Here is a 16464-nt window from a genome sequence, read left to right on the forward strand (position 1 = left end):
CAGCCAGCGCTGCCGGTACTTAACAGCGGGCGACAATGTCGAAAGCGTCTTCAATCAAACGATGTTTGCAACTCTTCTGATTGGCATTGCACAGCGACGCGGGCTCAGATGGCGTGCCACCGGAAAAGGGTGGCCGGGCTTCGAATCCCCGTGTTGACCTTGAGTGATTGCGCTTGCCGGCCGGCGTCCACATTCCGTGGCGCCGGTCGGCAATCCGTCTGCCGGCTATGGCGGGCGGTGCGTGGGGGCGTTCGCGCCCGCCGGCTTGAGGTCAACCCGGATTCGAACCACGTACCGTCCGCCACCTTCTGCGTGGCGGCTACCGATTGCACTGCACGGAGCCTTGCCATGAACGGATCTGATCATTCCCATCTGCACGCAAGCCGTATCCCGGCCAACGCCGATGACGCGCCTGAAGATGCCTCCCCGCTCGCCCCGCCCGGCTTCATCGCCACCCTGCACCGCATCGGCAGTGGTGCGGCCGCCGACGGCCAGCCGTGGCCCGAGCGGCTGCAGCAGCAGGGCCGGATGATCGCGCTGGCCGACGCCGATTGCGCGCTGGCTGGCCTGCGCATCACCCAGGAAATGGTGCTGGCGTGCGAGCGCATCCGGCAGAACGGCCCGGACGCGGATTATCTGGGCGATCGCGTGATGGAAGGCCTGATGATGGCCTGCCTGGCATTGACCGACCAGGTGAGCGCGCGGATGCGGCCGGCGGTGTGAGCGCGTCCCGGATCTGGAGCCGCCCCCGCGGCTCCACCAACAACCATGGGCAGAGGCCGACGTCACGCCGGTCCCGGTCAACGCTCGGGAAGCTCGCCCATGTCGAACGCGCGTGGGTAGTCGCGCCGGCTGCTGATCTGAACCGACTGAGCGTCAAACACGCGGCCGTCATTGCAATGCACAGTCAAGTGATGGCGCGCCGGTTGCCGTGCTGCAACGACCATCATTGCCACCGAGAACTGGCCAGCAACGGGTTTCGACGAAACAACACGTCCGCCTTCGTCCAGCATGCTCAACTCGCATACCGGACCAAGCGCGTACCGTTGACTGGATGGACGTATTTTTCCCGAAACGCGGATAATCATATCGCCGCCCGACATCGCACATCCGGATACCAGGACCATTCCCGTGAAAGCAGCAACGATCACTTTCATCTGCAGATTGCCAGACACAGCATGAGGCTGGCCATTATCTTCGCTCTCACTACAATGATCACCTCCTGCGACCTGGTGATGGACAGCGCCTTCGCCACGAAGCAGGAAGCAGTCGAGGCCGAAATGATTGCCAAGGGCTGGATTCCGGCGTGGGTGCCCGACGAGGCGATCGACCTGCGTGAGGTGCACGACCTCGATACGAACCTGAGCGCGCTGGCCTTCCGCAAGCCACGCAGCAGTCAGCTGGTGTTGCCGCCCGGTTGCCGGCCCGTCGATCACAGCGCGACCCGCCCGGCAATATTCAATCGAACCTGGTGGCCAAGCGAGGCTGCGCTGGAGCGCTCCTACACCTTCTTCCGTTGCGGAACGGAATTGGACAGAGCGGTCTTCGTCGCAACAAGCAGAACCGGCGATCACGTGCTTTTCTGGCGTACTTCAGCATCCTGATTCCGCAACCGCGCCGCAAAATACCGCGTAGGCGATTGCCCCAGCGCTTTCTTGAACATGGTGATGAATGCCGTCACCGATTCGTAGCCGAGCAGTTCGGAAACCCGTTGCACCGGCATGCCGGCTGCCAGCTCGCGAATGGCGACCAGCAGATGCAGCTGCTGCCGCCAACGGCCAAACGACAATCCGGTTTCGCGTTCGATCAGGCGCGTCAGCGTGCGTTCGCCCAGCGCCAGCCGCCTGGCCCATTGGCTGATGGTGCTGCGGTCGGCCGGATTGACCGACAGCGCGTCCGCCAACGCACGGATCCTGGGGTGGTTGCTTACCGGCAGGTACACCTGCTCGGCCGGCATCTGCACCAGCTCGTCCAGCAGCACGCGCACCAGTCGCTCGGTGTGCCCTCCGCGCGGGTAGTCCTGCGGCCCATCGGCCAGGTGCAGGATCATTTCGCGCAGCATCGGCGAGATGGTCAGCGTCACGCACTGCGGCGGCAGGGCCACGCTGCCCGGTTCCACGAACAGGTAGCACAGCCGCGCGTTGGCGGTAGCGCGGTTGCTGTGCGGCATGCTGCCGGGAATCCACACGCCGCACTGCGGCGGCACGATCCACAATGCGTTGGCCACCTCGCAGGTCACCGCGCCGTGCAGCGCCAGGATCAACTGCCCCTTGCGGTGGTCGTGCACCGGTATCTCGGCATCGTGGTCGGCCACCTGCAGCCGGCTCGCCACGGCGGGCCGATCGCTGGCATCCGGGTCCAGATCAAAGCCCGGCAACGCAATGCGAGTCATTCTCAAATTGACCGGTTTTAGCGATAGGCTGACATTCTAACGAAATCCGGCGTACCGCCCTGCTGAATACGATGGGCCGATGCAGACACCGGCCCCTCCCCGCCCCATTCCCGCACGCGCCCTGGCGTTGCTGAAATTGCCCGCCTTGCGGACCGACCAGGAGGCCGTGCTGTTCTCGGCCAAGTGCCTGCTCGCCGCGATTGTCGGCCTGTACCTGTCGCTGCGCATCGGCCTGACTCGGCCGTTCTGGGTCATCGGAACGGTCTACCTGGTATCGCAACCGCTGTCCGGCGCGACGCTCAGCCGGGGGCTGTTCCGCCTGCTGGGCACCGTTGGCGGTGCGCTCGCCACGGTGGCGCTGGTGCCGAACTTCGCCAATGCGCCGCTGGTGCTCAGCACGGTGTTGGCCGCCTGGATGGCGCTGTGCCTGTACATGGCCATGCTCGACCGCACCCCGCGCGCGTACGCCTTCCTGTTGGCCGGGTACACCACCAGCCTGATCGGGTTCCCTGCGGTGATGACGCCCGATGCGGTTTTCACCATCGCCATCACCCGCGTGCAGGAAATCTCCATTGGCATCTTCGCCGCCACGCTGGTGCATGCGCTGGTGCTGCCGCGCCGGGTTTCGCAGCGCATGCAGGCACGTGTGGCCTCGATCCTGGCCGATGCCGAACGCTGGACCCACGACATGCAGGCCGGGGCCAGGGACAGCGTCCTGGCGGAGGATCGCTCCAGGGTTGCAGCGGACCTGCTGGAGCTGCACACGCTGTCCATCCATCTGCCGTTCGACAGCGCCGATGGCGCAGCGCAGGCACAGATGCTGCGGGCGCTGCACGACAGGATGCTGGATGTGCTGATGCTGTCCAGCGCGGTGGACGATGCGCTGACCGCGCTGCGCACGCCATCGGCAGGCCCCTCCCCTGCGTGGCGTGAGCTGCTGCAGGCCGGCGTCCGCTCGGACCTGGCCCTACTGCATGCCGCCCACCGCGATTGCCGCCTGCTGCAGGCCCTGTTGCGGCAGCCGCGCCCGGACTGGCGCAGGCAGGTTCCAGCGCATCTTGCGAACAAGGCCAGGGGCCATGTGCTGCACCGCGATCATCGGCTGGCCCTGCGCAGCGCGCTGGGCGCCTTCATCGGCATCGTGCTGAGCTGTGGGTTGTGGATCGCCACCGCGTGGTCCGATGGCGCAACGGCGGTGTCGATCATCGGTACCGCGTGCGTGCTGTTCGGCACCACCGAAGCCCCTGCCGGGCATGTGATGCGCTACCTGCTGGGGTCGTGCATCGGCGTAGCGGTCGGGCTGATCTACGGGCTGCTGATCCTGCCCGGCCTGTCCGATTTCACTGGTCTGGCGCTGGCACTGGCGCCGGCATTGCTGGTCTGCGGCTCGTTCCTGGCGCGGCCGCCGTTCATCATGGCTGCGCTGGGTGTGGTGCTTACGTTCCCGCTCATCGCAGGGCTGGGTGCAACAAACGCAACCAACATCGTCGGTGCACTCAACAGCAGCGTGGCGCTTTTCGTGGGTACTGCAGCAGCGCTGTGCAGCATGCTGCTGTTGCAGACACTGGATGCGCGCCGCAGCCGCATGCGCCTGCTGCAGCTGACCCGGCGCGATATCGGGCGCCGCGCCGCCGGCAAGATCCGTGATGGCGACGAATGGACCAGCCGCATGGTTGACCGGCTGGGGCTGCTGGCGCCACGCCTGCGCGGTGACCCGGAAGCGGCGAAGACGCTGCGCACACTGTTTGCCGATATGCGCGCCGCCAGTGACCTGGCCGAATTGCGCAGGCTGGCGAAAGAGATCACGGTCGGTGATGCGGGCTGCCTTGCCGTATTGCTGGACGGCGCCACCAGCCACGTCGGCAACCCTGCCACGCCGCGCCGCGAGCCGTGCGCATTGCTTCAGAGGGCCATTGAAGATGCGCGCATGGCGCTTGCTGGCGATGCATCGCCGGCGTCGCAGCAGCTGCTGCGCGTGCTTTCCGACCTGCGCCGCGATCTCTTCGCGCCGCAGTCTGCGCAGGGGAGCTGAAGCGATGCTCTCCGATCTTTCCATCGATGGCGTCTTCATTCCCGGCCTGCTGGCGCTGGCGCTCATCGCACTGGTGCTGTCGATGCTGGTATCGCGCCTGCTGGCCAACCTGGGCCTGTATCGCCTGTTCGCCTATCGCCCGTTGGTAGGTCTGTCGCTGTTTGTGATCTTCGCCGAGCTGCTGATCCGGCTTGTGCCCCTGCTAGAGAAACTGCAATGAAACACCTGCTTGCCGTCATTGGACGCTGGAGCGCAACGCTCTGCCTGTTCGCCATCGCCAGTATCGCGGCCCTGTCCATCTGGAACCGTTACGAGAAGCAACCCTGGACGCGCGATGGGCGGGTGCGCGCGGACGTAGTGCGGATCGCTTCGGACATGGGTGGGTTGGTGACCCAGGTGCTGGTGCGTGACAACCAGCACGTCACTGCCGGGCAGCTGCTGCTGGTACTGGACCAGCCGCGGTTTTCCGCCGCACTGGACAAGGCCGATGCCGCCGTGAGCAGCGCGCAGGCCGCGCTCACGCTGGCCCGCCGCGAATCAGAACGCGACGGTGCACTGGGCAACCTGGTCGCTTCGGAAACCCGCGAACGCAATATGGCAAAGGTGCAAACGGAACTGGCCAGCCTGGCCCAGGCCCGCGCCGAACGACGCGTGGCGCTGTTGAACGTGCAACGTACCGAAGTGCGCGCCAGCACCGATGGCGTCGTGACCAACCTGGACCTGCACGCGGGTGATTTCCTGCAACCGGGGGCGCAGGCCATGGCGCTGGTCGATACCGGCAGCCTGCGCATCGAAGGCTACTTCGAGGAAACCAAGCTCAACTGCATCAACGAAGGCGATGCCGCCATTGCACGGCTGATGGGCGATGACCGCGAAGTGCACGGGCATGTGGAGAGCATCGCCGCAGGCATTGCCGATGACCAGCGGTCGAGCACCCACAACCTGCTGCCGGCGGTTACCCCCACTTATTCGTGGGTGCGTCTGGCGCAACGCATCCCGGTGCGCATCCGCATCGATGATGCCTCGCCACAGACCCGCCTCATCGTCGGCCGCACTGCCAGCGTTACCCTTGTGCCGCGTACGCCGGGGGCCTGTGAATGATCAGCACGCCTTGCCGCGTGGCTGCGGCCACGCTGGCACTGTCGCTGGCCGGCTGTGTTTCCGGCCCGGACTATCATCTGCCCGCCAACGCGATGGCCGCAGCGCCCGAGGCTGGGCGCGCCTTCGTTTCCAGCCAGTCTGCGGCGTATACGCAGGCCGAACCCGCAGACCGCTGGTGGCAGCTGTATGACGACCCGCGACTGGATGCGTACGTGACAGAAGCACTGCGCGCCAACACCGATCTACGCGCCGCTGACGCCAACCTGCGCCGCGCGTCAGCGGTGGTGCTGCAGTACCGGGCGCAAGGCGCACCGAGTACCGAGGTCAGTGCATCGGGCACGCTGACCCATGCCGGTGGCTACACCCAGCCTTCGGCCTCGCCGCAGGTGTATGCCCTGGGCATCCAGCTGTCCTACCCGTTGGATCTGGCCGGCGGCATCCGCCGCGGTATCGAAGCGGCCAGCGCGGATGCAGAGGCCGTAGCGGCAGCGCGCGACCAGGTACGGGTGGTGGTTGCCGCCGCCGTTACCCGCGCCTACGTGGACATCTGTTCGAGCAACGACACCCTGGCGGCAACGCGGCGGGTGCTGGGCACGCAGCGCGCCACCCTGGATGCCACGGTGCGGCTGGCGGCCGGTGGCCGCGGTACGGACTTCGACGTGAGCCGGGCCCGTGCAGCGGTCAACCGTAGTGCGGCAGCCGTGCCACGCCTGCTGGCAGAGCGGCAGGCTGCCCTGTTCGAGTTGGCCGCGCTGATGGGCCGTGCCCCTGCCAACTACCCGCAGGACGTGGCGGAGTGCCCGCAGCCCCCGCACCTGCAGCACGCCATTCCGGTGGGCGATGGCTGGCACCTGCTGCAGCGACGCCCCGACCTGCGCGCGGCCGAGCGCACGCTTGCGGCCGCCACCGCCACCATCGGCGTGGAAACGGCGGGTCTCTATCCGCAGGTGAGCATCGGCGCATCGGCGGGGATGGCGAACGCGTTCAGGCACCTGCTGTCCAGCAACAGCGTGGGCGCCAGCATCGGGCCACTGCTGTCGTGGCGCTGGCCGGACCGGCGGATGGCCAGGGCGCGCATCGATGCTGCCGGTGCTGCTGCCGATGCCGCACTGGCCGCGTTCGATGGCGCGGTACTGGACGCGCTGCGGCAGACCGAAACCGCACTGTCGGCCTATTCGCAGGAGATCGAGCGCGAGCACAGCCTGGCCCTGGCCCGCGATGATGCAGCGCGCGCAAGCGGTCAGGCCGGGCAGCTGTATCGCTTCGGCAGGGTCGGCTTCATCGATGTGCTTGCTGCCGAGGCTGCCCTTGCAGACGCTGAGTCGGCACTGGCCGCGTCGCGTTCGCAACAGGTGGATCGGCAGGTGGATGTGTTCCTCGCCTTGGGCGGCGGCTGGACCGACGCGGACACGATTGCAGGCGCGGCCAGCAGGCTGAGATAGTAGCTGCCGATGATGGACGCCCAGGGCCGGAGCCTGCATGCGGATCGAACGCGTTGACAGCATTTCCGCGCAGGCGTTGGCCGCTGCGGACTTCTCCTTCGAGATCGCCGAGGCGGCGGTGCCACCGTTCGACGGCCCGGGAATGCCCCGCGTGGAAGCCGTGGCGCCACGCACCAAGCGCTAGGACAGCGATACGTCGCTGAGTGATGCCGCAGCCGACCCGGAGCGGTTGCTGCTGGCTGCATGGCACGGCGAGGAGCTCGCCGGTTACCTGCTGGCCACGGTGAGCTGGAACGGCTGCGCGAGCATCGACGACATTGCGGTGTCGCGGCGCTGCCGTCGCGCGGGTGTGGCCGCACAACTCATGGACAGCGCGGTGGCGTGGGCGACAGCGTTGAAGCTGCGCGCGATCCGCCTGGAAACGCAGTCATCCAATGTGGCGGCGTGCCGCTTCTATGCCCGCTGCGGCTTCGTACTGGGCGGTTCGGACCGCTTCCTGTACAGCCAGTTGCCCGGCGATGTCAGCGCCGACGTCGCGCTGTACTGGTACCTGTTCCTGCCGGCCGCCACAGCATAGGCACGCGCGCGGGCTTAACCCTCGGCCCCGGCGCGCAATTGTGCCGTCAGCAACCCCGACAGGTTGCGCCGTGCGAAGTAGCCCTGCAGCTGCCGCGCCTTGATGGTGCGTGCATGCAGCCGCGGCTCGCCTGCGGCCGGGTGTTCAATGCGATAGCAGCGTGAGGCGCCACACAGTTCAGCCTGGCTGGCAGTGACCAGCACCACCGTGATCTCCAGGCTGGTGAAGGCAACCCCGGCCTTGATCGCGGGATTCTCGGTGCTGGCGCGCTCGATGAGGGTGCGGAACCGGCCCAGATCGCGCTCGCCCCCGCTGCTCAGCGGGCCCACGTTGGTCGCGCGGCGGATGTCCTCATCCTCGGCCGCCGGCCCCTTGCTGACGTGCTCGGTGCGCTCGGGAATGACCGCTCGCACCACGTTGCCGTCGGGTTCGATCAGATCGATCACCACATCGAGCAGGTACACCGGCTCCAGCCCGAGGTTGGTCACGAAACAGTGCGCGTCCAGGTGCTTGCCGGCGCCGGAGGTGATCAGGATGGACGGCCGCTGCTGGCGGCGATAGCTGCGCAGGAACACGCTGAGGTAGACCACCCAGATCAGTGCGGTCACACAGGTCATGGCAGCGGTGATCAGGGGTGCCAGGTGAAGCAGTTGCTGAAGCATTCGCGGTTGCATCTCGTGCAGCGGAGCAGGAACGCTCCATCTTCCCGCGCCCGCCGCTCGCCGTCCGTGAAGCCCGGTTACGGCCCGGAAGACACAGGGACCATCGTCTCTGGCTCATTCGTTAATGTGATGTTATAACATCGCCTCACCATCCAGGCGCCGCTGCGCGCCCAGACGACCTCGCCACTGCCGGCACCTCTTCCCTGCCATGGAAACCGCATGACGACTTCTCCTACCTCTCTTTCCACCAGCATCGCCATTGCGCTGCTGTCCACCGGCCTTGCCACCCAGGCCGCCTGGGCCGAATCCCCCACACCCAGGCCCTCCACGCTGGACACTGTGCAGGTCACCGGCATGCTGGAAGACGCCAGCAAGATCGCCTCGCCGGTCAGCGTCATCAGCGCCGAGAAGATCCAGCAGGGCGGCGGCACCCTGGGCGAGGTGCTCGACGGCGTACTTGGCGTGCGAGCCGATACCTTCGGTGCCGGTGCCGGCCGCCCGGTCATCCGCGGCCAGACCGCGCCCCGGGTCAAGGTGCTGTCCGACAGTTCGGCGGTACTGGACGCTTCGGATATCTCGCCGGACCACGCAGTAACCGTGGACCCGCTGCTGGGTGAACGCATCGAGGTGCTGCGCGGGCCGGCCACGCTGCTCTACGGCGGCGGCGCAATCGGTGGCGTGGTGAACGTGCTGGACAACAAGATTCCCTCGCGCCTGCCCGACAATGGCCTGGAAGGTCGCCTGCTGCTGCGCGGCAACAGCGTGGCAGACGAACAGGTGGCCGCCGCGGCCATCACCGGCCAGATCGGCAACAACCTGGTGCTGCATGCCGAAGGTTCCTACAAGGATGCCGACAACTATCGCGCGCCGGACCTGGACGAATCGCGCGTGGATGCCACCTTCAGCCGCTCGAAGAACGGCAGCGTGGGCGCCAGCTGGGTGACCGACAAGGGCTACATCGGCCTGGCCTATTCCTACCGCGATGACCACTACGGCCTGCCCGGCCACAGCCACGAGTACGAGGGTTGCCACCCGCATGGCAGCACCCTGCACTGCGGCTCGCACGACCATGGCGCCGAAGCCGGGCACGACCATGATCACGGCCATGACCACGATCACGACCACGTGGCCGCCATCAATCTGACCAGCAAGCGGGTGGACCTGCGCGGTGAATATGCGGATCCGTTCGCGGGCATCAGCCGCATCCGATTCCGCGCCAACCACACCGACTACAGCCACGACGAGGTAGACGGCGAAGAGGTGACCACCACCTTCAGCAACAAGGGTTACGACAGCCGGGTGGAGCTGGAACACGTGCCAGTGGGCGGCTGGACCGGTGTCTTCGGTGTGCAGCACAGCGACACCACCTTTGCCGCCAAGGGCGTGGAAGCCTTCCTGCCGACGGTCGATACCCGCGCCACCGGCCTGTTCCTGGTGGAACACCTGGAAGTGAACGACCAGTGGCACTTCGAACTGGGCGCGCGCCACGAATGGTTGACCCATACCCCGCGCGATGATGCGCGCAACCGACCGAAGTTCGACGACACCGCAAGCTCGTTCTCCGGCGCGGCCATCTGGTCGTTCCGCCCCGACCTGTCGCTCACCTTCTCGCTGTCGCGCTCGCAGCGCCTGCCACACGCGCAGGAGCTGTACGCGCGGGGCATCCACATGGCCACCAATACCTACGAATGCGGACTGCTGCCCAGCGCATTGACCTGCGGCGGCGCGGCCAACAACGCCGACTACGGCAAGGAAACCTCGAAGAACGCCGAGCTGATGCTGCGCAGGACCGAGGGCCCGCTGACCTTCAGCGTGGGCGCCTTTGCCAACAACGTGGACAACTACATCTACGCGCGCACGCTGGACCAGCACGAAGCCTTCCGGCTGATCAAGTACACCCAGGCCGATGTGGAGTTCCGCGGTGTTGAAGCCGAAGTAAGCCTGCAGTTGAACGAACAGCTGAAGGTAACCGTGTTTGGTGACCGCACCCGTGCGCGCTTCGCCGATGGCGGCGGCAACGTGCCACGCATTCCCGCTGCACGCTTCGGTGGCCGCGCCAACCTGGCCATAGGGGCATTCGACAGCGAGCTGGAACTGTACCGGGTGAACCGGCAGACCCATATCGCCGACTACGAAGTGGAATCGCCGGCCTACGACATGCTCAACCTGACCGTGTCCTACCGCCTGTCGGTGGGCAACAGCCGGGTATTCCTGCGTGGCAGCAACCTGTTGAACGAACAGGTCTGGAACCATGCCTCGTTCCTGGCCAGCACGGTGCCGCAGCCAGGCCGGAACGTGACCGTCGGCTTCAGCTACGCGTTCTGAGGCCGCACGCGATGACGTTGTACGAACGCATCGCCCAGCTCCACGGCCATCGGCCGTGGGACTCGGTGCTGGACGCCGGTACCGGTCCCGCCTCCATGCAGTGGCTGCAGGGGCTGAACAGCCAACGCTGGACCGCGGTGACCGGCGCGGCACAGATGGAAGAAAAGACGCGCAGCACGATGACGGCCCCGCCCCGCGAGCAGGACCGCCTGCTGGTGGGCAACTGGATGGACCCCACCCTGCTGCAGGGCGAGTGCTTCGATGTCGTGCTGGCCGATTACCTGCTGGGCGCCATCGAGGGCTTTGCGCCCTATTGGCAGGGGCGCCTGTTTGAACGCCTGCGCCCGCTGGTGGGGCAACGGCTGTACATGATCGGACTGCAGCCCTACATCCACGGCCGGCCCGACGGTGCGGCCGGCGCCATGGTGAACGCGATCGGCAGGCTGCGCGATGCCTGCCTGCTGCTTTGCGGCGACAGCCCCTACCGCGAGTACCCGTTGCAATGGGCGCTGCGCAGCCTGGAGGCCGCACGCTTCCGTGTGATTGACGCGCAGCAGGTGCCGATCACCTATGGCCCGCGCTTCATCCAGAGCCAGCTGGCCATGTGCAGCCACGCCGCGGGCAAGCTGGCCGATCGTCGGCTGGCAGTGGAGCTGCTGCGTCATGTGGACGACCTGCAGATGCGTGCGCTTGCGCTGTCGCAGCAACTGGGCGGGCTGCAGCACGGCCACGACTACATCATTGTGGCCGAGCCCTGTTGAGGCCGGCGACGCAGCCACGCTGGCGTGATGAGGGCTGGAAAATTTTCTCTGTGGTCTATTCCATCCGCGACGCGTGCACCACCGACGGCTGATCATGCGGCCGGCCGATGCAGCCAAGCACAGGCCCGGCCGTTCAGCTCGCCGATCAGTTGGCCAGTGCGAAATCCAGGCCTGCACACACTGCCGCCACCTGCGCGTCGTTGCATTCCTGCGGGTGGGTGCTCGGGCTGTCCGGGTAGACCTCGGTGGTGGTGGCATACAGCGCATCGGTGAAACCGGCGCACGCGCCGATCGAACGCGACTCGCCCCACACCACCCCCGGCGACTGCAGCGGCATGCCCACCAGATTGCCTTCGGCATCGGCCGGGGCAATGTGGGTGATCGGCGCTACGGCGGCAATCAGCGCCTTCTGGAAATCGTGCTGCGGGTCTTCGCTGTTGCCGATCACATAGAAGCCATCGGGAATGGTGTCGCGCTCGAACGGCTTGCCATCGCGGGCGCAGCGCGCCGGATCGAACTCGTGCAGGTCGCTGTCGGTGGTCTCGTGCAGGTCCAGGTGGACGCGGATGTTGGCCTTGCGCTCGGCCACCCAGCGCATCAGCGAGGCGGCTTCCTCGATCAGGCCACCGTCACGGAAGCTGCGGTTGGGGTCGATGGCATTCGGGTTCCAGCGCTGGATGCGCTCATAGCCCCAGGGGCTGACGCACGGCGCCACGATCAGGTTGAAGCGGCCCAGGTAGCGTTCGGCGTGCTGTTCCAGGAACTGCAGGGCGCCATGCACACCGCTGGTTTCATAACCGTGCACGCCGCCGGTGACCAGGGCGGTCGGCAGCGCCGGGTTCCACTCGTGGTTCACCACCGCAAACAGCGGGTAGTGGTCAGGCGCGTAGTCCAGCTGGCCGTACTGCACCACGTCGAAGCGCTCGTCCAGCCGTTCCAGTGCCGACACCACGTCTTCGTGGTAGCTGCGCTGACGCTGCTGGCGGGCCCGCCACTGCGCGCGTTCGGCATCGCCCCAGGGCTGTCCGGGGGTGCCGATCGGGTAGAACTGCGCAACGGTCATCTCAAGCTCCAAGGGTCGGGGTGCAGTGGTACAGCCGGACATTTTAAGCCCTGTGGCCCGATCGGCGCTGCCCCCTGGCCGCCCCTTCATACGGCCGCGCTCATCTGGTTGTAAAATCAACGGTTTTTGGCCCCCACCCCCTTGATGGCGAACGCAGCGCAGCCGGTCCTGGGTGGACCGGACTTCCTTCGTCTGCTCGCCCGTCTCAGCGACGGCGCGATGCCGGCTTCCAGTCCCGCCCTGACCGATCGCCTCGGCCAGTGGGTGGACTGGAGCCGTGCCGTGGCCCTGGCAGGGGCGCTGGATGGCCGCCTGGCCGAGCCTGGCGAGGCCGCTGAAGCGCTGGATGACCTGCTCGCCGATTGTGCCCAGGCCGAAACCAGCCTGCGTGCCTCGCTCAGCGAGGATGCCGAGGCCGAACGCCTGCTCGACCTGGCCGAGGCCGCCGCCGCCCCCAACTTCGCCTCGCTGCGGCAACGCTACCGGGTGCTGCAGCAGGCCATCCAGACCGCCACCGGGCGCCTGCGCGGCCGCCTGCGCGACCAGCTGGTACTGGCATCGCCCGAGCTGGCGCGGCTGGCCGAGGTCGATGCGGTGATGGAGCAGACCCTGAGCCCGCGCGAACACAGCCTGCTGGCCACTGCCCCGGCCGTGCTGGGCGCCCGCTTCGAACGCGTGCACGGCCAGCCGGGCTGGCGCGCGTCGTTCCGCCATGACATGCGCACCCTGCTGCTCGCCGAGCTGCAGCTGCGCTTCCACCCGATCCAGGGGCTGCTTGCCGCCCTGCGCTCCCACTGACCGGAACACCATGTCCAGAACCGTTTTCCACGTCCTTGTTTTCCTTGCCGGCCTGCTGGCCGTGTGCTGGATCGGCTTCGGGTACGTCTCGGTGCACCCGCTGGGTGCGGCGGTGGCGGCGATCATCGCGGCCTGCTACATCGCCGGCGGCGTGGAGCTGTACCGCTACCGCCAGGCCAGCAACGGGCTGCGTGCTGCACTGGGCGATGTGTCCCTGGCCGCGGACACCCTTTCCCCGTGGCTGGAGCGGGTGCCGGTGGCGCTGCGCAATGCCGTGCGCCTGCGCGTGGAAGGCGAGCGCACCGCACTGCCCGGACCGGTGCTGACCCCCTACCTGGTCGGCCTGCTGGTGCTGCTGGGCATGCTCGGCACCCTGCTGGGCATGATGGATACCCTGCGCGGCACCGGGCTTGCGCTGCAGAGCGCCACCGACATGGCCGCCATCCGCGGATCGCTGGCCTCGCCGGTGCAGGGCCTGGCCGTGGCCTTCGGCACGTCGATTGCCGGCGTGGCCAGCTCGGCCATGCTGGGCCTGCTGTCGGCGCTGCTGCGCCGTGATCGCCTGCAGGTGGTGCAGCAGCTGGACCGCGCCATCGCCGGCGCGCTGCATCCGTATTCGCAGGCCTGGCAACGTGCCGAATCGCTGCGCATGCTGCAGGAACAGTCGGCCGCGCTGCCGGCGCTGGTCGATCGCCTGCAGGCAATGACCCGCGCGTTTGAACAGCACAGCGCCGCGGCCAACGAGCGCCTGCTGGCCGGCCAGTCCGAATTCCTGACCCAGAGCCAGGTGCTGCAGGAACGCTTGGCCGCCTCGCTGCAGCAATCGTTGCGCGAAGGTGCTGAAGCGAGCGCGGCCGCCATTGGTGGCGCATTGCAGCCGATGGCGGAAACCACCCTGGCCGGCCTGGCCAGCCACGGCCAGGCGCTGCACGCACGGGTTGAACAGGCCGTGCAGCTGCAGCTGGCCGGACTGGCCGACGGCTTCGAGCGCAGCCGCGTGGCCACCGAAGCCAGCTGGGCCAAGGTGGTGACCGAACAGACCGGCGCACAGCAAGCGCTGGTGACCGACCTGCGCCAGCATCTGCAGGCCTTCAGCGACGGCCAGAGCGCACACGCTGAAACGCTGGTATCGCGCATCGGCGAGCGCCTGCAGGCCGACGCCAGCGGCAATGCCGACGCCTGGCGCGCGGCAGCCGAACAGCAGCATGCGCTCAACCTTGTGCTTGTCGAACGCCAGCAGCAGGCACTGCAGGCCACCGGCCAGCAGCTGGACGAACGCACGCAGGCCGTGCTGCAGGCACTGGACGAACGCCATGCCGCCAGCCAGTCGCTGCTGCAGGACCACGAACAGCAGCGCTCGCAGGATTGGCAGGCCGCACAGGCTGCCGCCGCAACCGCGCATGCCGAACTGCAGGCCAGCCTGGACAGCCGCGAACAGCAGCGCCAGGCGCGCTGGGACGCGGTCAGCGCCGAACTGCAGCACGCCCACGCTGCCCTGCAGGCGCAGCTGCAGGCCGGTGACGAACAGCGCCTGCAACGCTGGAGCGAAGCGCTGCAGAACGTATCGAGCGCGCTGACCGAGCGCCTGCAGGCCAACGGCGAGCGCCTGGCCGCGCAGCAGCAGCAGGTCTGCGACACGCTGGCCGAGACCGCACAGAACATCGGCGACAACGGACGCATGCAGGCCAGCGCCACGCTGGCCGAGGTTTCCACCCTGCTGCAGACGGCCGCCGCCGCACCCAAGGCCGCTGCCGACGTCATCAACGAACTGCGCAGCACGCTGTCCGAGAGCCTGGTGCGCGACAACGCCATGCTGGAAGAACGCGGCCGCCTGCTGGCCACCGTGCAGACCCTGCTGGATGCGATCAATCACGCCTCGCACGAACAGCGCAGCGCAGTGGACGCGCTGGTCGGCGGTTCGGCCGAACTGCTGGAACGCGTCGGCAACCGCTTCACCGACCATATCGCCGCCGAGACCGGCAAGCTGGATGGCATCGCGGCGGCGCTCAACGGAAGCGCAGGGGAAGTCGGCCAGCTGGCCGGCACCTTCGGCGAGGCGGTCGCCCAGTTCGGTTCCGCGTCCACCGAACTGTCCGGCCGCCTGGAGCAGATCGGCGGTGCGCTGGATGCCTCGCTGGCCCGCAGCGATGAGCAACTGGCCTATTACGTGGCGCAGGCGCGCGAGGTGGTCGACCTCAGCCTGTTGTCACAGAAGCAGGTGATGGAAGAACTGCAGCAGCTGGCCACGCGCCGCAGCAAGGCCGGCAGCGCATGAGCGACGAGCTGGAGGTCGACGGCGGTTCGCACGCCCCGATCTGGGCCGCCTTCGGCGACCTGATGTCGGTGCTGCTGGGCGCGTTCGTGCTGATCCTGGTCGGCGTGGTGGCGGTGCAGCTGGAGCTGTCGCAGCGGCTGGACCAGGAAGTGAAGCAGCGCCAGGCCGAAGCCAAGCGCCTGCAGACCTTGGAACAGGCGCTGGCCGGTCCGCTGGCTGCCGGCCGGGTCACCCTGGTCGATGGCCGCATCGGCATCAGCGGCAGCGTGCTGTTCGCACTCAACTCGGACCAGCTGCAGCCCGAAGGCCAGGAGCTGCTACGCAGCCTCGCCGCACCGCTGGCCGCCTATCTGGGCACGCGCGAAGAAATCCTGATGGTCAGCGGCTTCACCGATGACGCGCCGGTGCGCGAAGGCAACCGGCGCTTCGCCGACAACTGGGAGCTGTCCGCGCAGCGCTCGCTGACGGTGACCCGCACCCTGATCGCAGATGGCGTACCGGCCGATGCAGTGTTCGCGGCCGCATTCGGCAGCGAACAACCGGTCAGCTCCAACGCCGATGAGAGTGGCCGCGCGCGCAACCGCCGCGTCGAGATCGCGCCGATTCCAAAGCCGAAGGCGCCGGATGCCAAGTAAGCCGCCAGCGCTGGATGGGCTGCGTGCCCTGGTGCGCGACCTCGATGCGGGGTCACGCTCGCTGCCGCATTACCCGCAGGTGCCGATGCTGGACGACGCGCGACGCGCGTGGTCGGAGCTGCGCAGTGAACTGCAGGTACGCCGCACACTGCGCACCGAGGCCCCGGCCGACGGCGGCCCGTTGAACTCGGCGGTGCTGGTGCAGCGCATGCTGGACACCATGCAGGCCGCCAGCCCCGGCTACCTGCGCCACTTCGTCGACTACGTCGACACCCTGTCGTGGCTGCAGGCCCTGCAGGATGGCGCCGCCAGTGGCGGTGATGGCGCAAAGCCGAAGCGCACGCGCAAACCCCGCAACGCGGGTTGAGCGCACGTTGACGCCGACCTTGTTCGGCGCTCCT

Annotated in this window: 18 protein-coding genes; 14 read left to right on the forward strand and 4 right to left on the reverse strand. The window is 67.6% G+C overall.

Features of this window, described 5'->3' with window-relative positions:
* Window positions 1–348 precede the first annotated feature (348 nt).
* Window positions 349–723: a hypothetical protein gene (locus ACVOLJ_RS04405; protein WP_481563553.1), complete on the forward strand. Its 375-nt coding sequence runs from the start codon at window positions 349–351 to the stop codon at window positions 721–723.
* 77 nt (window positions 724–800) lie between these two features.
* Here the strand turns inward: ACVOLJ_RS04405 and ACVOLJ_RS04410 are convergent, their stop codons facing one another.
* Window positions 801–1157 carry a hypothetical protein gene (locus ACVOLJ_RS04410; RefSeq protein WP_481563554.1) on the reverse strand — a complete coding sequence of 119 codons (357 nt, stop codon included), beginning with the start codon at window positions 1155–1157 and terminating at the stop codon, window positions 801–803.
* A 21-nt stretch (window positions 1158–1178) separates the two neighbouring features.
* Between ACVOLJ_RS04410 and ACVOLJ_RS04415 the strand changes: the two genes are divergently transcribed.
* Complete coding sequence (locus tag ACVOLJ_RS04415) at window positions 1179–1604, forward strand: YbbD-related protein (protein ID WP_481563555.1); 426 nt, start codon at window positions 1179–1181, stop codon at window positions 1602–1604.
* Here ACVOLJ_RS04415 and ACVOLJ_RS04420 read toward each other — a convergent pair.
* A complete protein-coding gene (locus tag ACVOLJ_RS04420) occupies window positions 1571–2392 on the reverse strand; it encodes an AraC family transcriptional regulator (RefSeq protein ID WP_481563556.1) in 822 nt (273 codons plus the stop codon). The two genes, ACVOLJ_RS04415 and ACVOLJ_RS04420, sit on opposite strands and share 34 nt — an antisense overlap.
* A 79-nt stretch (window positions 2393–2471) precedes the next feature.
* Here ACVOLJ_RS04420 and ACVOLJ_RS04425 point away from each other — a divergent pair, with 79 nt between their 5' ends.
* The 6 genes from ACVOLJ_RS04425 to ACVOLJ_RS04450 are packed head-to-tail and all read left to right on the forward strand — an operon-like array spanning window position 2472 to window position 7544.
* Entirely contained in the window at window positions 2472–4424 is a 1953-nt protein-coding gene (locus ACVOLJ_RS04425) for an FUSC family protein (RefSeq protein ID WP_481563557.1), read from the forward strand.
* Between the two features lie 4 nt (window positions 4425–4428).
* Window positions 4429–4644: a DUF1656 domain-containing protein gene (locus ACVOLJ_RS04430; protein ID WP_481563558.1), complete on the forward strand. Its 216-nt coding sequence runs from the start codon at window positions 4429–4431 to the stop codon at window positions 4642–4644.
* Window positions 4641–5525 (forward strand): HlyD family secretion protein, encoded by an 885-nt coding sequence (locus ACVOLJ_RS04435; protein WP_481563559.1) that lies wholly within the window; start codon window positions 4641–4643, stop codon window positions 5523–5525. The genes ACVOLJ_RS04430 and ACVOLJ_RS04435 overlap by 4 nt, the downstream gene beginning before the upstream one ends.
* Complete coding sequence (locus tag ACVOLJ_RS04440) at window positions 5522–6967, forward strand: efflux transporter outer membrane subunit (RefSeq protein ID WP_481563560.1); 1446 nt, start codon at window positions 5522–5524, stop codon at window positions 6965–6967. The genes ACVOLJ_RS04435 and ACVOLJ_RS04440 overlap by 4 nt, the downstream gene beginning before the upstream one ends.
* Window positions 6968–7004: 37 nt before the next feature.
* Complete coding sequence (locus tag ACVOLJ_RS04445; RefSeq protein ID WP_481563561.1) at window positions 7005–7151, forward strand: hypothetical protein; 147 nt, start codon at window positions 7005–7007, stop codon at window positions 7149–7151.
* Between the two features lie 15 nt (window positions 7152–7166).
* Complete coding sequence (locus ACVOLJ_RS04450; protein ID WP_481563583.1) at window positions 7167–7544, forward strand: GNAT family N-acetyltransferase; 378 nt, start codon at window positions 7167–7169, stop codon at window positions 7542–7544.
* 14 nt (window positions 7545–7558) lie between these two features.
* Here the strand turns inward: ACVOLJ_RS04450 and ACVOLJ_RS04455 are convergent, their stop codons facing one another.
* Window positions 7559–8206 carry a hypothetical protein gene (locus tag ACVOLJ_RS04455; protein WP_481563562.1) on the reverse strand — a complete coding sequence of 216 codons (648 nt, stop codon included), beginning with the start codon at window positions 8204–8206 and terminating at the stop codon, window positions 7559–7561.
* 219 nt (window positions 8207–8425) lie between these two features.
* On the opposite strand from ACVOLJ_RS04455, the gene ACVOLJ_RS04460 reads away from it, so the two are divergent.
* Together ACVOLJ_RS04460 and ACVOLJ_RS04465 are read left to right on the forward strand one after the other, a co-directional pair.
* A complete protein-coding gene (locus ACVOLJ_RS04460; RefSeq protein WP_481563563.1) occupies window positions 8426–10531 on the forward strand; it encodes a TonB-dependent receptor domain-containing protein in 2106 nt (701 codons plus the stop codon).
* A gap of 11 nt (window positions 10532–10542) precedes the next feature.
* Window positions 10543–11292: a class I SAM-dependent methyltransferase gene (locus ACVOLJ_RS04465; protein ID WP_481563564.1), complete on the forward strand. Its 750-nt coding sequence runs from the start codon at window positions 10543–10545 to the stop codon at window positions 11290–11292.
* A gap of 145 nt (window positions 11293–11437) precedes the next feature.
* On the opposite strand, the gene ACVOLJ_RS04470 is transcribed toward ACVOLJ_RS04465, so the two are convergent.
* Window positions 11438–12355, reverse strand: a complete 918-nt coding sequence (locus tag ACVOLJ_RS04470; protein ID WP_481563565.1) for a M14 family metallopeptidase — start codon at window positions 12353–12355, stop codon at window positions 11438–11440.
* A gap of 144 nt (window positions 12356–12499) precedes the next feature.
* Between ACVOLJ_RS04470 and ACVOLJ_RS04475 the strand changes: the two genes are divergently transcribed.
* From ACVOLJ_RS04475 to ACVOLJ_RS04490, 4 genes are read left to right on the forward strand one after another with little or no spacing between them, the layout of a single operon-like run.
* Window positions 12500–13153 (forward strand): DUF3348 family protein, encoded by a 654-nt coding sequence (locus ACVOLJ_RS04475; protein WP_475278998.1) that lies wholly within the window; start codon window positions 12500–12502, stop codon window positions 13151–13153.
* Window positions 13154–13163: 10 nt separating this feature from the next.
* Window positions 13164–15428, forward strand: a complete 2265-nt coding sequence (locus tag ACVOLJ_RS04480) for a DUF802 domain-containing protein (RefSeq protein WP_481563566.1) — start codon at window positions 13164–13166, stop codon at window positions 15426–15428.
* Window positions 15425–16063 (forward strand): OmpA family protein, encoded by a 639-nt coding sequence (locus ACVOLJ_RS04485; RefSeq protein ID WP_475279000.1) that lies wholly within the window; start codon window positions 15425–15427, stop codon window positions 16061–16063. Before ACVOLJ_RS04480 ends, ACVOLJ_RS04485 begins: the two co-directional genes overlap by 4 nt.
* Window positions 16053–16430, forward strand: coding sequence for a DUF2894 domain-containing protein (locus tag ACVOLJ_RS04490; RefSeq protein WP_481563567.1), 378 nt, complete (start codon window positions 16053–16055; stop codon window positions 16428–16430). The genes ACVOLJ_RS04485 and ACVOLJ_RS04490 overlap by 11 nt, the downstream gene beginning before the upstream one ends.
* Window positions 16431–16464: the final 34 nt, after the last annotated feature.

This window comes from Stenotrophomonas sp. STEN046 (assembly GCF_056759755.1).

What these genes read in the sequence shown, in the direction of transcription:
- ACVOLJ_RS04405 (WP_481563553.1), top strand. Translation starts at nt 349, where the DNA reads ATGAACGGATCTGATCATTCCCATCTGCACGCAAGCCGTATCCCGGCC.
- ACVOLJ_RS04410 (WP_481563554.1), bottom strand. Translation starts at nt 1,157, where the DNA reads ATGAAAGTGATCGTTGCTGCTTTCACGGGAATGGTCCTGGTATCCGGA.
- ACVOLJ_RS04415 (WP_481563555.1), top strand. Translation starts at nt 1,179, where the DNA reads ATGAGGCTGGCCATTATCTTCGCTCTCACTACAATGATCACCTCCTGC.
- ACVOLJ_RS04420 (WP_481563556.1), bottom strand. Translation starts at nt 2,392, where the DNA reads ATGACTCGCATTGCGTTGCCGGGCTTTGATCTGGACCCGGATGCCAGC.
- ACVOLJ_RS04425 (WP_481563557.1), top strand. Translation starts at nt 2,472, where the DNA reads ATGCAGACACCGGCCCCTCCCCGCCCCATTCCCGCACGCGCCCTGGCG.
- ACVOLJ_RS04430 (WP_481563558.1), top strand. Translation starts at nt 4,429, where the DNA reads ATGCTCTCCGATCTTTCCATCGATGGCGTCTTCATTCCCGGCCTGCTG.
- ACVOLJ_RS04435 (WP_481563559.1), top strand. Translation starts at nt 4,641, where the DNA reads ATGAAACACCTGCTTGCCGTCATTGGACGCTGGAGCGCAACGCTCTGC.
- ACVOLJ_RS04440 (WP_481563560.1), top strand. Translation starts at nt 5,522, where the DNA reads ATGATCAGCACGCCTTGCCGCGTGGCTGCGGCCACGCTGGCACTGTCG.
- ACVOLJ_RS04445 (WP_481563561.1), top strand. Translation starts at nt 7,005, where the DNA reads ATGCGGATCGAACGCGTTGACAGCATTTCCGCGCAGGCGTTGGCCGCT.
- ACVOLJ_RS04455 (WP_481563562.1), bottom strand. Translation starts at nt 8,206, where the DNA reads ATGCTTCAGCAACTGCTTCACCTGGCACCCCTGATCACCGCTGCCATG.
- ACVOLJ_RS04460 (WP_481563563.1), top strand. Translation starts at nt 8,426, where the DNA reads ATGACGACTTCTCCTACCTCTCTTTCCACCAGCATCGCCATTGCGCTG.
- ACVOLJ_RS04465 (WP_481563564.1), top strand. Translation starts at nt 10,543, where the DNA reads ATGACGTTGTACGAACGCATCGCCCAGCTCCACGGCCATCGGCCGTGG.
- ACVOLJ_RS04470 (WP_481563565.1), bottom strand. Translation starts at nt 12,355, where the DNA reads ATGACCGTTGCGCAGTTCTACCCGATCGGCACCCCCGGACAGCCCTGG.
- ACVOLJ_RS04475 (WP_475278998.1), top strand. Translation starts at nt 12,500, where the DNA reads ATGGCGAACGCAGCGCAGCCGGTCCTGGGTGGACCGGACTTCCTTCGT.
- ACVOLJ_RS04480 (WP_481563566.1), top strand. Translation starts at nt 13,164, where the DNA reads ATGTCCAGAACCGTTTTCCACGTCCTTGTTTTCCTTGCCGGCCTGCTG.
- ACVOLJ_RS04485 (WP_475279000.1), top strand. Translation starts at nt 15,425, where the DNA reads ATGAGCGACGAGCTGGAGGTCGACGGCGGTTCGCACGCCCCGATCTGG.
- ACVOLJ_RS04490 (WP_481563567.1), top strand. Translation starts at nt 16,053, where the DNA reads ATGCCAAGTAAGCCGCCAGCGCTGGATGGGCTGCGTGCCCTGGTGCGC.